Origin of the sequence: Conyzicola sp. (assembly GCF_046714715.1) — a bacterium.
Lineage (GTDB): Bacteria > Actinomycetota > Actinomycetes > Actinomycetales > Microbacteriaceae > Conyzicola.
This window is the reverse complement of the sequence record NZ_JBKKAD010000094.1, coordinates 1-15,193: the sequence shown is the minus strand read 5'-3', so window position 1 is coordinate 15,193 and position 15,193 is coordinate 1. Positions and strand designations below refer to the sequence as shown.

Genomic DNA, 15,193 nt, shown 5'->3' with positions numbered 1-15,193 from the left:
GCGCCCCCGCCCCCCCCGCGCGCCCCCCGCCCCCCCCCGCCCCCCGCCGGCTAGGTGTACCGCTAGACGCGGAAGCCCTTCCGCTCCTCTTCGGGCGGCAGCTCGATGGTGCGCAGCGTCGCCAGCGGTCCGCTGTCGACCGACGTAGCCGGCGACGCCTGACTGTTCGCCTCGAGTTCCCGCGCTGCGGCCGCAGCGAGGTGCCGGGCCAGCCGCACCGCGAGGCACGCGGCGAGGAACGTCGGGTTCGCCTCCCCGGAGGTTCGGAAGACGCTGCTCGAGGCCACGAAGAGGTTGTCGACGCCGTGAACGCGGCAGTCGCTGTCGACCACGCCGTCAGCCGGATCGGCGCTCATCCTGGTGGTGCCGATGTGGTGGAAGCCGTCCGAGGCCTGCGCCCGCACCGACGCCCCCCGCTCTTCCTCGGCCTCGAGGTACACCAGCCGGCCCCGGCCCGACGCCCGGAGGCGCTCGTCGAGATGCTCGTGTGCCGCGATCACCGAGTCGACATCCTGCTGCGAATAGCGGAAGTCGATGTCCAGCCCCGGCTGCCCGTCCGCGCCGGTCGAATCGTTCAGGGTGACCCTCGAATCCGGATTGGGCACCTGCTCGCCGTGATAGTGCAGCCCGTAGGTGCCGCCCGTGTTGCGCAGCACGAAGCCCGGTTTGCGCACGGGGGAGAGATAGCGCTTGCGCAGGATCTGCACGACGTCGGCCGCCGCGTGGAACGGGCGCCGGGCGACGTTCCTGAGGTGCGGGGCGTACTGGCGCGGTTCCGGCCCGATGTGCCGCAGGCGGATGCCCTCGGCGAGTATCCGGCGTCCGATCGGCGCCGTCGAGAGGGCGAGGAAGACGAGCGACAGGGTCGAGCTGTGATGGCCGGGCTCGTAGAAGGGCGGGTTGTCCACGTGGAAACTCGTGTTCAGCAGCCCACGCTCGCGCTGGGCCCGCGCGGAGAACGAGAACCGACGGCGCACATAGACGTTGTGCTCGTCGAGTCCCAGGTCCAGATCCCGGATGTCGGCGGCGTCGGTCAGTTGCAGGGTGGCGATGCTGCCCTGCAGATGCCCCATGTAGTACCGCCCCAGCGGGCCGCCCGTGCCGCCGAACAGGGGCGGCAGCCGACGCTGCACACTCAGCAGCAACCGGGTGGTCTCCAGCCCGCCGCACGCGAGCACGTAGTTGCGGGCCCGAACCTCGACCGTGCGCCCCTCGTGGCCGACGCGGAGGCGCGTGACGCGGGTGCCCGCGCCGTCGACGTCGTCGTCGTCGAACGTGATATCGGTGACGGTCGCCTCACACAGAACCGAGATGCCGGGGTGCTCGGTCGCCCAGGTGCCGAGCCGCGCGGCGAGCTTCGGCTGGCGTGCCCAGCGCTCGAGCTGCGACACTTCGACCTCGCCCAGACCGGACCAGTCGCCGGCGTCGCTGCGGAAGGTCGGCACCCCGCAGTCGAGATAGGTCGCCGCGGCGGCCTGCCAGGGCGCCACGTCGGCGTAGGTCAGCGGCCACCCGCTATCGGCGATGTGCGCGCGCGGCTCGAAGTCGACGGGTTCGAACTGAACACACCGGCCGCCCCACAACCACGACGCGCCGCCCAGACCGCGCCGGGTCGCCTGTTCCATCGGGGCGTGCGTGGCCGGATCGACCACGTGAGACGGAGGTCGAGCGGCCAGGGCGGCGCTGTCGTCCTTCGCGGTGGCAGTGCCCGCGTCCAGCAGCAGAACCCGCTGCCCGGCGCTCGCCGCCTCGAGGGCGACGGTGAGTCCGACCGGGCCGGCGCCGACGACGCAACAGTCGAACGTCTCGTGGTCGTTCGGGGGCGTGGTGATGATCGACATTGATGCTCGCCTTCGGGAGTGACGGTGAGAGGCACCCGCAGACGCCCCGTGCCTCGGCAGCTTGGCACGAAGGAACCGTGCCGCGCACCCCCTCCGACGATCTATTCGACACCGCCTCGCGCATCTCTATGCCCCGCAGGCATCCGGATGATTCAATGGACACCGCTATGGGCATCGAAGTACTCCTCACCACGACCGACCCGCTGCCGCACACCGTGGGCGTGGCGAAGGCCCGCGCGATCGAGGTCGGCCTCGGCCGCGGCGTCGAACGCCATCACGACGACAGCGTGCGGCTCGTCTTCGAGGAGCCGGCGGGCAAGCAGTTCATTCTCACGATGCAGCCCCACGGCGAGATCCACGCCGAGTCGTTCGGTGCGCCGCGGAACACGGGGGAGGCGGACCTCGCGATCATCGTGGCGCTGCTGCCCGGCGCGACGATCGTCGGCACGAACCCCTCGTGGGATACCGATCTCGGGTAGAAACGCGGTGCCCGTTGTGCGCGAAATCAGTTGTGCGCGAACCGCTGCTGACCGACCACGCCGAGCAGCGCCAGCTTCTCGGCGGCCTCGCTGCGCGGGGCGGCGGTGAGCACGAGCAGCGTCTGACCCTGGTCCTCGGTGAACAGCGCCTGGCAGTCGAGTTCGATGCGCCCGAGCTCCGGGTGGATGAGCGTCTTGTGATCGCTGAATCGCGTCGCGACATCCTGCAACTCCCAGACCTCCGCGAACTCGGCGCTCACCTTGCGCAGCTCCCGAACCAGGGTGCCTGCCCGCGATCGCGGCCCCGCGGCCCCGAACGCGGCGCGGAGGCCGGCCACCTGCAGGCGGCCCTGCGTGGCGCGGTCGTCGACGGGGTAGACCTCCCGCTCCGACGGGTCGGTGAACCACCGGTAGACGCCGCTGCGCGCGAGACCGGTGAAGCGGGAGTGGTCGCCGAGCAACGCGGCTCCCAGACGGTTCTGCGCGAGGGTCTCGCCGAGGCTGGAGAGCACGAAGGCGGGTGTCTCCTCGAGGCGGTCGAACACGCGCAGCAGGGCGGGGGCGACATGCGTGTCGAGCGGTGTTCGCGGGGGTGCGTTGTGGTCGGCGAGCCGGTAGAGGTAGTCGCGCTCGTCGCTGGTCAGCCGCAGCGCCCGCGCGAGCGCCGACAGCATCTGCTCGGACGGCTGCGGGCCGCGGGACTGCTCGAGACGCACGTAGTAGTCGGTCGACATTCCGGCGAGAGCGGCGACCTCCTCGCGGCGTAGGCCCGGCACGAGACGCCGCGCGCCCTCTGGGAGGCCCACGTCTTCGGGGCGCAGCCCGGCACGGCGGGATCGGAGAAAGTCGGCGAGGGCGGCACGGTCCATGCCACCATCATCCGTCACGCACGTGCCGCCCGGCAGGGATCGGCAGTCCTACGACAAGGGCTCCTCTCCCGTGCTCGCCCGTGGCCACCCACACTCGAGTCATGAACATCACCGGAAACACCATCTTCATTCCCGGCGCGACCTCGGGCATCGGCCTGGCTCTCGCCCTGAGGCTGCAGACCGCGGGCAACACCGTCGTGGTCGGCGGCCGCCGCGCCGCCCTGCTCGAGGAGCTCGCGACCGAACACGGTCTCGGCACCGTCACCATCGACACCACCGACGCCGCATCCGTTCTCGCCGCCCGCGACCGCGTGCTCGCCGAGCACCCCGACCTCAACGTGCTCGTCGCCATGGCCGGCGTCATGGACGCCGAAGACGTGCGTGGCGATTTCCTGCGCACGGCCGAGCGCATCGTCGACACGAACATCAACGGCCCGCTACGCCTCGTCGCCGCGTTCATCGGGCACCTGCAGACCCGGCCCGACGCGACCCTCATGACCGTCTCGTCGGGACTGGCGCACACCCCGCTGGCGTTCACTCCGACGTACAACGCAACCAAGGCGTTCATCCACCAGTACAGCGAGTCCATCCGTCTGCAGCTCGCGGACACGAGCGTGCGGGTCGTCGAGCTCGTGCCGCCCGCCGTGCAGACCGAACTGATGGCCGGCAATTCGGTGAACGAGCACTTCATGCCGTTGGACGTCTTCGTCGACGAGGTCATGGCGCTTCTCGAGTCCCAGCCGGATGCCACCGAGATCCTCGTCGAGACCGTGAAGTTCCTGCGGTTCGCCGAGGTGGAGGGGCGCTACGAGGCGACGGTCGCCGCGATCAACCCTGCGGGCTAGCGCGGCTACTCGCCGCCGTCCGCCCCGACCTGCCCGAAGCCGCTCGCCGAGGCGGTCGCGTACGACTTAGCGACGACCCGCTCGAGCACGGCGAGGTCGACCCGCTCGAGATTCTTGATGTACAGGCAGACGACGCCCGTCGTGTGGTCGCCCAGACTCCCGAGTTCGTCTTCGTACTTGGCCGTGCCGTCGGGCAGGTAGACGGTCATCGCGGCTTTGCGCGGCGAGAATCCGGCGGCGCCCGCGTCGCCCTCGCGTCCGCTGGCGTAGACGTAGTGGTATTCGCCGAAGCCGACGATGGTCGGGCCCCACATGCGGGGCTCCTCGCCCGTGACACGGCCCATCAGCTGCAGGAGCGTCTCGGCATCGCGTTTGCGCACCGGGCTCTCGATCTGGTCGATGAATGCTCGTACGTCGCCGTCATTGGGGATCATGACCCCCACGATAGCCCGTGGGCCCTAGAACACCGGCACCCCCGCTACCGGGTCGCCGCGCTCCCGTGGCACGATCGACAGATGACTCCGACGCTGCACATCACCGACGACGCCGACGCTGACGCCCTGCTGTCCGACAGTCCGCTCGCCCTGCTCATCGGCATGCTGCTCGACCAGCAGGTTCCCATGGAGACCGCGTTCGCGGGACCGGCCAAGCTGCTCGACCGCATCGGAACCCTGGACCCGAAGAAGATCGCCGACTACGACGCCGACGAGCTCGAGGCCGTCTTCCGCATCACCCCGTCGATCCACCGCTACCCCGGTTCGATGGCGGGCCGCGTACAGGCGCTGTGCGCCGCCATCGTCGAGAACTGGGGAGCCGAGGCATCCGCGATCTGGACCGATGCCACACCCGACGGCGCCGAGCCCGACGGTGCCGAGATCCTCAAGCGGCTCAAGGCGCTGCCGGGCTTCGGCGAGCAGAAGGCCAAGATCTTTCTCGCCCTGCTGGGCAAACAGTACGGACTGAAGGCCGACGGATGGCGCGAGTCCGCGGGCGACTACGGAACCGAGGGCTCGTACCGTTCGGTGGCCGACATCGTCGACCCGGGATCGCTCACCAAGGTGCGCGAGTTCAAGAAGGCGGCGAAGGCGGCCGCGAAGAACGCCGAAAAATAGGGCTAGATGCCGTAGGAACGCCGGGAGTAGGGTGAGCGCGTCCGAAGCCGGAGAACCGCTACCGGCACACATGACGTCGCACCCGTATCGCCGTACCATCCAGCGACGCCGCACCCCCTCTTGAGTGTCTCGTCGCGCCGGCGCGCCCCTTTTCGCGCGCTCGGCGTTAGTGGGCAGGAGCAGCCATGGCGCCCGTCGATCCCCAGTTCTCCGCCGCGTTCGACAGGATCTTCGCGCCGCAGATATCCGCGGTACTGCCGATACCCGACCTCGAGGTGGGGCAACCGCTGCTCGAACCGATCAGGTCGGCGGTCGAGTCGCTCACCCGGGTCACGGTGTGGCGCACTGTCGACCACGTGCGGGTCGAGTTTCGGTTCGTGAATCTCGAGCTCGTCGACGACGCGGCAGGGGTGAGGGTGCTGGCGCGCACGGTGAAATCCCGTGCCGCCCACCTCGTGGCCGTGTTCGGCCCGCAGCACCTCGTCGAGAGGGCGTATTTCGACCCGGGCGGCGATCCGGACAAGTTCGCGAAGCCCGGGCCGGGAGTCCCCACGAGAGACCAGCCCGGTGAGGTGCCGAGCTACCCGGTGGCCGCGAGACTCTCCGGCCCGAGCCGCATCGCATACACGGTGACCACTCAGCGCATCCCGTATACGCGGGCGGGCCTTCTCGACGCGATGCGAACCCTGCCGCTGAGCGTCGCCCCGCACGCCGAAGGACAGGCGCGGTTCGTCGACTTCTCCCAGCTCGCCGACGATGTCGGCGCGCTCACTGCCGTGACCAAACGGATGACCGCGCTCGGCAGCAGTGCGCGCCGACGGCTCACCCAGCTGGCCGGAGACAGGGCACCCGAAGCGCCGGCGACCGCCGCGAGTCTGCGGCGGGCGTTGGCGCAGAACGCGACATCTGCCGTCGCTCTCAACGACGTCGCGCGCATGGCGCGGCTGCAACGCACCGCCTCGGAGCTGGAACTCCGCTTCGGTGCCGCGTCGGCGGTGTCCGCGGTGGCGGAGGATGTCGCGGCGGGCATCGAGATCGGGCCGATCTTCCTTCCCGACACGCGGCCGCCGGTGCCGCGTGAACCGACCTCGGTGGAAACGGCGATCGAGCTGCCGTGGCGGCTGCAGCTCAGCCCGCACGCGGGCGGCGCGTTCACGCACGCTCTCGACGAGGTGCAGCACGACGGCCGGGTCGAACTGTGGCACACCCGTCTGGGCACGCGTGCCGCCGGAACCGCATCGGCGGATCAGGACGCCGCGGAGATCGCGCGGCAGGTCGACGTGCCCTCGCCGTCGCGCACCGTTCGGGCGGTGTGGGCGCGGGATTTCACGGCCGACACCGCGCCCGCGCGGGGCCCACTGGCGATCCCGTTCGAAACCCAGCTGCCCTTCCGCGCCTCCCTGTCGAACCGTGACCGGATGCAGCTGGTGCACCTCACCTCGAACCACCGCATCCCGAAGCGCGGTTCGTTCTCGCCGCAGGCGGTGCCCGTCGAGAACCTCATGCTGACGGCTCTCGGCGGCTGGCTCGCGAGCGCCGTCAACTTCACGGGAACGCTGCCCCCGGGCCTGTCGATCGAAGAATGGCAGCACAGGGCGACGATGGGTCGCGACCATTTCGTGAAGGTGGTCTATCAGGGCGTGCTGCTGCCGTTCGGACACCGCGCGAGCCTGGTCAAAATCACGGAGCGCCGGGTGAAGGGCGACAGCCACGCCACGCTGTACCAGCGGCTCTTCGTCGTGGTGAAGCAGCCCGAACGCAGGTTCCTGGGTCGCGGTGTGCCGGAGCACGACAACGCCATGCCCTTCCGTTGGGTGCGCATCCTGACCGCGGCGACACCGCCCCTCGCCGAACCGAAGAAGATCGTGCCGAGCGCGAACGGGCAGATCTTCGTCCCCTCGATCGCGGTGAACGACGATCCCGCTCAACCGCAGCCGGCCTCGGGCGGCGAGCCGTTCCGCTTCCGCATGATCGCGAACGACAGCGACAACCGGCTCGTCGAGTTCGAGGGACCGATGGTATTCGTCGAGAAGACGGTGTTCGACGGAGCGGTGACGGCCAGCAGGAGTGCCGTCGCCGCGGCGAACAACAAGACCGAGCCCTACGAGCTCGGCGGGCAGCGGGTCGCGTTCGCCGCTCCGGCCGATCCCGACGACACGACGCTCGCCGTGGCATCCGTCAGGTTCGATGCCATCGTTGACGACTCGACCGGCGAGAAGAAGACCAACTTCGTGCTGCCGAAAATGCGCGTTGCGTCTGCCGTCGTGCCGGCAATGAGTGCCTTTACCGGCCAGACGGCTCCGCAGAACCTCAGCTATGCGCTGGCCTATCGCGACCACGCGTTCGCTGCCGGCGCGAACGAGAACGCGGGCGGCCTGTTCCTGCAGATCGCAGACGCGACGGGCGACCCGGTCTCCGGCACGGCGCCCGCGGGCATGGACTTCTCGTCGCAGTCCGACCGATCCGGCGGCTTCGTCAGCCCCGACATCGGCATCACGGCGCTCGCCCGCTCGTTCGGTCCGGTCGGGGGAGACCTCGCGACGCTCGCGTCGGATCCCGCGTCGTTCGATGTCGGCAGCATGTTCGGCGCCCTCGATTCGGCCAAACTCTTCGGCATCCTGCCGCTTTCCGAACTGCTGCCGACCTCGGGCAGCCCGCTGCCGAAGTTCGTCACGCAGACGGTCAACACGGTCGTAGCGCTGCAGCAGGCGATCACGCAGGCGCGCGGTTTCGCCCTGCAGTTCCGAACACAACTCGGCACCCAGAGCGCCGCCCTGCAGCAGGCCGCTGACGACCTCGCCGCCGCCGCCGACCGGCTCGCGAACGCGATCGTGGTGTTTTCCGGCCCGACGCACCCCGAACAGGATTTCGAGAAGCTCATCACAGACATCGTCGCGCCGGCGGTCACCCTGCGCACGGCGTTCAGCACCCCGGGCGCTCCGCTGCCCCTGCCGAGGCCCGTGCTCGAGGCCACGGACGCGCTACTAAAGAGAATCGCGGATGTCGCGGACGATATCGCCGCGGTCGCGGCGCTCGTCTCGCAGTTCTATTCGGGTTCGCTGCTGCCCGAACGGGTGAGCGCCACATTCGAATGGGAGACCATGCTCGAGCAATGGGCGCCCGGCGGTATTTCACCGGCGGTCTTCACCCCGGAGGGCGACAAGACGCTGCGGCTCACCTCCGAGGTGCAGGCGCCGCTCACTGCCAGCGGCGAACCGACCGCGCTCGTGTCGTGCTCGCTGCCGCCGTTCCGACTGCTGCTGCTCGGCGGCACGCAGTTCATCGGTATCCGGGTCGACGTCATGGAGTTCTCGGTGCGCCCCGGTCACAAGCCCGACGTCAACGTGAAGCTCAACGAACAGACAGGCATCGAGTTTCTCGGGCCGCTGGCGTTCGTCGAAACGCTGAAGCGCATCATCCCGTTCGACGGGTTCAGCGACCCGCCCTACCTCGACGTGCAGCCGAGCGGGCTGAAGGCGGGCTTCGACCTGGCCATCCCCGATCTCGCCGTCGGGGTGTTCGCGCTCACGAACATCCACCTCGGCGCGGAGCTCTCCGTACCCTTCATCGGCGAGTCCCTCGAGTTCCGGTTCTTTTTCGCCACCAGGGAAGACCCGTTCCGCCTCTCTGTCTCGCTTTTCGCGGGCGGCGGTTTCTTCGCGATCTCGATCTCGCCGAAGGGCGTGAAGATGATCGAGGCGTCGTTCGAGTTCGGCGCGGCGGTCGAGATGAGCTTCGTCGTAGCCTCGGGAAGCCTGTCGGTAATGGCCGGCATCTACTTCAAGCTCGAGATCGTCGGTGATAAGCAGAGCGTGCAGCTCACCGGCTTCTTCCGGGCGCGCGGCGAGGTCGACGTGCTCGGGCTCATCTCCGCATGCATCGAGCTGTACCTCGAGCTGAGCTACCTCGAAGACGCCAGCGGCAATGCGAAAGCGGTGGGCAAGGCGTCGATCAGCGTCGAAGTCTCGGTGTGTTTCCTGTCGTTCTCGGTGTCGGTCTCCTGCGAGAAGAAGTTCGCGGGAAGCAAGGGTGACCCGACGTTCGAGGTCTGTATGGGCGGCTATACCGACGCATTGGGGGCCGCCCGGGATCCGTGGGCCGAGTACTGCGGTGCCTTCGCGCCCGAGAACGTGTGAGGAGAGCGAGATGATCGAGCGCGCGGTATTCACGCCCATCGCCGGCGGGCGTCTGCCCGACGGCGAGCGCCTCAAGGTCACGGTATTCGTGACCCCGAAGCTCGCGGTGGCCGACCCGCCTCCTCCCGGAGCGACGCTCGAGCTGGGCGCCTTCGATGGGTTTGCGAACTGGCCGAAGACGCTGGCGGATGCGCGCTGGGCCATCGACGTCGACGGTGTCGGCGCGATGGAGGCCCGGCCGCTCGACGATCCGATCGCGCCCGACCCTGACCTCTGGGATCGGCTGTTCGGCGCGACAGCGGTCGGCGACGCGTCGTTCCAACATTTCGAGAACTCGGTCGTGCACTCCTACCCGGTGGAGGAGGTAGCGAAGGCGGTGACGGGCCTCTACCAGTCGATCGCGGCTGTGAGCGCGACCGAGTTTCCGGCCATCACGCGCGGTCCTCTCGCCGGTCTCGTCAAGACGCTGACGCTCGACATCGCAGGGAGGGAAGACCGGCTGGGTTCGCGCGCCGCGGTGAAACAGCTCCTGCGGTCGCTGCGGAAGAAGGCCGACGGCGACACGGCACGTTTTCTCGATATCGATGAGGTTCCTGTTGATCTGCGGGCGGCCGTGTCGTTGGCTGCCGCGACCGCGTTCTACGACCGTACCGACGACCCGTGGGACCACGCGACGGCGACCGCGCCGGCGCCCGCACCCGTCGCGCCCGAATTCCACAGTTTCGCCGCGCGGTGCGCCGACTTTCCCGAACTGCTGCGCCATCTGGGGCTCGCGGTCGATCTCTGGATTCCGGACGACGGGTCGATCCTCGAGCGCACCACTCTGCGCGTGCTCGACGGCGCGAACGCCGGCCCGCTCGAGGCGCTGCTCGCACCCGAGGATGCGCGGCCCCGAGCTCTCACCCACCACACCGAGCGGTTCTGGGCTCCGGCATCGCGCACGGAGCAGCCCGACGTCGTTGACGGCAGCCTGGTCGTCGACGAGACCCGGCGCTTTCTGGTGGAGCAGATCGACCCGGACGGGTCGGCTCTCAAGGTCGTCTCGCTGTTGGGCACGCTACAGCGCACCGACCGCGACCTGCGGGAGAGCGGGGAGCGCAACAACTTCGCTCCCTCGATGACGCCCGACGCGTCGAGCCTGCCGGCGCTGCGTTCGGCCGGAATCTTGATCGCCCGCCGAAACCGCGCACAAGACCTCGTGCGTCAGCTCGACCGGTCGGCCGATCACGAACAGGACCGTATCGCCGGCGAGCCGACCGACCTCGACGCCGCGGACGTCACGCGCGGCTGGCGCATCGACATTCAGGACCGCGATGCGGGAGGCGAGTGGCTCTCGCTGCACCGCCGGGTCGGACAGTACGAGCTCGTCGCGCCAATGACGCCCGCCGAAGCCCTGCCAGTGCAACCAAAGCCCGACGAGGCGTACCTCAAGGCGGCGACCACCTCGAGCACCGACGCGGCACCCACGGCCGACCAGTACCTGCACGAGACGATCGCCGGTTGGGACGGCTGGTCGCTCGCCGCGAAACGGCCGGGGAAGGTGGTGGACCAGGTGCAACCGGTGGATCCCACCGTAGACCCCGCCACGGACGGGGAGCGCGTGGCCGACTCGGGCTTCCCGCTCGCCGCCCGTTTTACACCCGTGCCCGGATCCCTGCCACGGCTGCGGTTCGGCCGCAGCTATCGGCTGCGCGTGCGGGCCGTCGACCTGTCGGGGGAGTCGATCCCGAGCGAACAGCTCGACGAGACGCACGAGCGCGACCTCGACGGCAGCTACCAGCGGTGGGAACCGGTGCCCTCGCCCGCGGTCGTTCCGCTGACCGAGTACACCGAGGGCGAGTCGCTCATGCGCATGGTGATCCGGTCGACTCTCGACGTCGCCGTGGCCGACTACGTCGCGCTCCCGCGCGTTCGTGATCTCACCGGCCACGAGGCATCCGGAGATCTGGGCATCGTCTACCGGGAGGCGAACGAGCGCCACCTGGCCGCGCCGGCGGGCAGCGTGCAGCTGGCCGAGACGCACGGTGAATTCGACCGGGCGTTCTCCTCCGACCCGGCGAAGGTGGCCGAACAGTTCGCGGTGGCCGCGCGCGAGTCGGGGAGCTTCCTCACACTGCCCGGCGCACGCGCGATCGGCGCAACAGGCACGCCCACGCCGCTCGACGGCACCAAGGGCCAGGAGCTGGCGCAGGGGGAGTACATCGTGCACAACACCCGCGAGCTCGCGCTGCCGTACCTGCCCGACCCGTTGGCCAGAGGAGTCTCGTTCACGACCCTGCCCGGCGACAGCGCGACGCGGCTGTTGCGCTGGCCCGGCGAATCCGGCGTGTGGTTCGACCGTCAGCCGGTGCTCGTGCGCATCGTCGAGGGCACGGCCGAGCCGGAGTTCGATGCCGACGCCAAGACGCTGACCGTCTTCCTGCCGAAGGCCGCGGCGACGACGGTGCGGCTGAGCTCCTTCCTCGACGACGAGGGCACCAGGCGCGACCCCGACCTGATGCGTGTCTGGAACCTGATGGCGACGTTCGCGTCGTCGCCGGCTACCGCCGTGCAGCGCGACCTGGTGCGCCGCGGTCTGCACTGGATGATCACGCCGTTCAGCGAGCTGACCCTCGTGCACGCCGTGGAAAAGCCGCTCGAGCCGCCGGCCATCGTGCTCGGCAGTGCACCCAACCGAACCTCCGGAGCGACGTTCTCGCTCCTGCCCGGCGTGGTGCACAATCATGCGGCGAGCACCGGGCGCATCGACATCGACGCGGCATGGGAGGATCCCGTCGACGATGTGCGCGCGGCGCAGCCGGGCAGTGTCGCGAAGACCGCCCACGTCGCCGACTTCAGTCTCACGCCGAGCGAGGTCGACGCGCAGCTCTGGCCGACCAACGGCCCTGCGGCGGGGCCATTCGGCCCCAGGCACGAGGCGAGGCACGAGTTCGGCGACACCCGCCACCGCTACGTCGACTACATGCCGATGGCGACGACACGGTTTCGCGAATACTTCCCGCCCGCGATCACCGAGCGTCCCGAGCTGGTGACCTCGACCGGAGCCGCTCTGCGCGTGAACGTGCTGTCGAGTGCGCGGCCCGACGCGCCCGTGGTGAAGTACATCGTGCCGACCTGGGAGTGGCAGCAGTCCGTACTCGAGGTCGCCGGCTCGCCCTTGGCCGTGCGGCGGGTGCGTACCGGCGGCGGACTGCGGGTGTATCTGGCGCGCCCGTGGTTCTCGAGCGGGCCTGACGAACTGCTGGGCGTCGTGCTCGCGCGTCAGCCGTGGCTGACCTGGCCGGTCGACGTCGACCGCGGAGTGCTCGGCAGCGTCGACGACCGCGCGCTCGCCGACGGCTGGGCGCAACGGGCGCTCGAGGCATCCGGCATCGCTCTCACGCAGGGACGGCCCGCGAGCACGCGGTTGGCACAGCACATTTTGGATGTCGCGGCCGACGTCGCGCGCGAACCGAGGGCCGCACGCCCGAGGGCACGCACCGACACGGAGAAGTTCCTCGTCGCCGCAGACTCCGCCGTCGAGGCCGCGCGGCTGTCGGATACCGACCTGGTGCGAACGAACCAGCTCACGGCCACCACGGGGCTGCTCGACGATTTCCTCGGCATCTTCGGATCGACGGACGCCGACGGCCGGTGTTTCTGCTCGGTGTGGGGAGCCGACCCGGTATTCGACGGAGCTCCGCTGCCCTCGGGGCCGTTCACCCACCAGTTCCCGCTGCGCAGCGCGGTCGGCTCGAGCGTCTCGCTCGCCGAAGTGCCGGGGCAGTCCGCCACCGTCGTCGGACACCAGCCGCAGTTCGACGCCGACCGCAGGCTCTGGTTCTGCGACATCCAGATCGATGCCGGCGCCGCCTACACGCCGCTCGTGCAGTTGCGGCTGGCGCGGTACCAGCCGCACTCGGTGGCCGGAGCACACATCTCGCCCACCGTTAAGACCGACTTCGCTCAGTTGCTTCCGCGGCGCGAGGCGAGCTACGTGCTCGCCCCGGATTCCGGCGCGATGGCGGTGACGCTGCGCGGTCCGGTGGGCGTGCCCGCCCACGCGATTGCGATGAGCAACGTTGCCAGCGAGGTGCGGGCTTCCCGGGTGGTCGAGGCCCTGATCGAGCGCCTGCCCGCGGGGGCGACCTCCGACCTCGACTGGGAGCGGGTGGGCGACCCGGTCGCACTGCCGGTGCGGCTCGGGCTCGGGGCGGTGAAGAGGGGCAACTACTCCGACGTGGAGTGGGCGGGCGCTGTCGCTGTGCCTGCCCGAGAGCCCGGCGACGCGTTGCGTGTGCGAATCGCGGAGTACGAGCTGCACGAGGCGGACCTGTCCGGAATTCTCGGCGTCGCGCTCGTTGTCACACCGCGGGCGAGACGGCTCGTATACGCCGACGAACTGCTGCTGCCCTGACTTATTGCTCACCGTATTGGGCCGACAGGGGAATGAACCCGACGCCGGGACAGTTGCGGCACACGATGACTATTACAGAAGAGAACACTTCCCACACAGCCCTCGTGGTCGGCGCGACAGGTATCGGCGGCTCCGCTCTGACCGACCAGCTCGTGGCGGAAGGGTGGCAGGTGCTGGCGCTCGCACGGCGCCCCGGCCGGGAGCGCGACGGGGTGCGCTGGATTCCGACCGACCTGCGCTCGGCGGCCGCGCTTCGTGAATCGCTCGCCCCGGAACATCCGACCCACGTCTTCTTCACCGCCTGGTCGCGCCAAGAGACCGAGCAGGGAAACATCGAGGTCAACGGCGGCATGGTGCGCGACCTGCTCGCGGCGCTCGATCACGCGCCCGTGGAGCACGTCGCCCTCGTCACCGGGCTCAAGCACTACCTCGGGCCGTTCGAGTCGTACGGGCAGGGGCCGATTCCCGAGACGCCGTTCCGCGAGGACGAACCGCGCCTCGACGCCCCCAACTTCTACTACGCGCAGGAGGACGAGCTCTTCGCCGCCGCCGCCCGCAACGGCTTCACCTGGTCGGTGCACCGCTCGCACACGGTGATCGGTCACGCCGTCGGAAACGCGATGAACATGGGGCTCACCCTCGCCGTGTACGCGTCGATCTGCCGCGAGCTCGGTCTGCCCTTCGTCTTCCCGGGCAGCGAGACGCAGTGGAACGGCCTCACCGACATGACGGACGCCACGATCCTCGCCGACCAGATGGTGTGGGCCGCGACGAACCCGCAGGGCGCCGACGAGGCGTTCAACGTCGTCAACGGCGACGTGTTCCGCTGGCGCTCGATGTGGCCGGCGATCGCCGCCTACTTCGGGGTCGAGCCGGTCGGGCCGGGAGCCGAGCCGGCGCCGCTCGAGCAGCAGATGGTGGGCATGGATGACACGTGGACGCGCATCGCGCAGGAGCACCGTCTCGCCGAACCCGACCTCACGCGCCTGGCCTCGTGGTGGCACACCGACGCCGATCTCGGCCGCCAGATCGAGGTCGTCGCGGACATCAGCAAGTCGCGCATCGCCGGCTTCACGACCCACCACCGCACGGTCGACTCGTTCACCGACCTCTTCGACCGGTACCGGGCGGAGCGGTTGATCCCTAACGTCTAGCGGGTAGGGCTAAGCCGGTTAGAACGGGTAGGCGTCGGGTTCGGGGGCGTTGTTCCATCCGGTGACGGGTGGCTGGTCGTCGTCGGGTGGCTCGCGGGAGCCGGGCGGTTCGCGGGGGTCGGGTGGTTCGCGGGAGCCGGGTGGGTCGCCTGGGTGTGGTGGTGACGCGGTGCTTCCAGGGGAGCAACGGCCGGGGGTGCTGGGGTCTGGGGTGCCGCGTTGGAGCATGTCGTCGCCGAGGATGTTGGTGGGTCTGACGGTGACGGTTTTGCCGGTGGCGGTGGTCCATTGCATGGTGCCGTCGGGGAGTTTGGCGAGTCCGATTCTGGTGTGGTGTTTGAGGTTGTGGTGTTCGGTGCAG

The 15,193-nt window shown here is 69.6% G+C and carries 9 protein-coding genes and 1 pseudogene; 6 read left to right on the top strand and 4 right to left on the bottom strand.

The genetic code is table 11. The features are described 5' to 3' along the window. Positions 1-62: 62 nt before the first annotated feature. Positions 63-1,841, bottom strand: coding sequence for a GMC oxidoreductase (locus ACLQ6X_RS07460; RefSeq protein WP_411699542.1), 1,779 nt, complete (start codon positions 1,839-1,841; stop codon positions 63-65). 155 nt (positions 1,842-1,996) lie between these two features. Between ACLQ6X_RS07460 and ACLQ6X_RS07455 the strand changes: the two genes are divergently transcribed. Continuing rightward, on the top strand, positions 1,997-2,320 hold the full coding sequence (locus ACLQ6X_RS07455; RefSeq protein ID WP_411699541.1) for a hypothetical protein: 324 nt from the start codon (positions 1,997-1,999) through the stop codon (positions 2,318-2,320). A 26-nt stretch (positions 2,321-2,346) separates the two neighbouring features. Here the strand turns inward: ACLQ6X_RS07455 and ACLQ6X_RS07450 are convergent, their stop codons facing one another. After that, on the bottom strand, positions 2,347-3,189 hold the full coding sequence (locus ACLQ6X_RS07450) for a helix-turn-helix transcriptional regulator (protein ID WP_411699540.1): 843 nt from the start codon (positions 3,187-3,189) through the stop codon (positions 2,347-2,349). Positions 3,190-3,290: 101 nt separating this feature from the next. Between ACLQ6X_RS07450 and ACLQ6X_RS07445 the strand changes: the two genes are divergently transcribed. Then, on the top strand, positions 3,291-4,034 hold the full coding sequence (locus ACLQ6X_RS07445) for an SDR family oxidoreductase (RefSeq protein WP_411699539.1): 744 nt from the start codon (positions 3,291-3,293) through the stop codon (positions 4,032-4,034). A 5-nt stretch (positions 4,035-4,039) separates the two neighbouring features. Here ACLQ6X_RS07445 and ACLQ6X_RS07440 read toward each other — a convergent pair whose 3' ends face one another. After that, entirely contained in the window at positions 4,040-4,468 is a 429-nt protein-coding gene (locus ACLQ6X_RS07440) for a DUF1801 domain-containing protein (RefSeq protein WP_411699538.1), read from the bottom strand. An 81-nt stretch (positions 4,469-4,549) separates the two neighbouring features. Here ACLQ6X_RS07440 and ACLQ6X_RS07435 point away from each other — a divergent pair, with 81 nt between their 5' ends. The 4 genes from ACLQ6X_RS07435 (at position 4,550) to ACLQ6X_RS07420 (ending at position 14,832) form a co-directional block, all read left to right on the top strand. Next, on the top strand, positions 4,550-5,146 hold the full coding sequence (locus ACLQ6X_RS07435) for an HhH-GPD-type base excision DNA repair protein (RefSeq protein ID WP_411699537.1): 597 nt from the start codon (positions 4,550-4,552) through the stop codon (positions 5,144-5,146). A gap of 185 nt (positions 5,147-5,331) precedes the next feature. Further along, positions 5,332-9,282: a hypothetical protein gene (locus ACLQ6X_RS07430; RefSeq protein ID WP_411699536.1), complete on the top strand. Its 3,951-nt coding sequence runs from the start codon at positions 5,332-5,334 to the stop codon at positions 9,280-9,282. A gap of 10 nt (positions 9,283-9,292) precedes the next feature. Beyond that, positions 9,293-13,678 (top strand): hypothetical protein, encoded by a 4,386-nt coding sequence (locus ACLQ6X_RS07425; RefSeq protein WP_411699535.1) that lies wholly within the window; start codon positions 9,293-9,295, stop codon positions 13,676-13,678. Positions 13,679-13,743: 65 nt separating this feature from the next. Next, positions 13,744-14,832 carry an SDR family oxidoreductase gene (locus tag ACLQ6X_RS07420; RefSeq protein WP_411699534.1) on the top strand — a complete coding sequence of 363 codons (1,089 nt, stop codon included), beginning with the start codon at positions 13,744-13,746 and terminating at the stop codon, positions 14,830-14,832. 18 nt (positions 14,833-14,850) lie between these two features. Here the strand turns inward: ACLQ6X_RS07420 and ACLQ6X_RS07415 are convergent. Then, positions 14,851-15,193: pseudogene (locus ACLQ6X_RS07415) on the bottom strand (hypothetical protein); the annotation flags it as partial.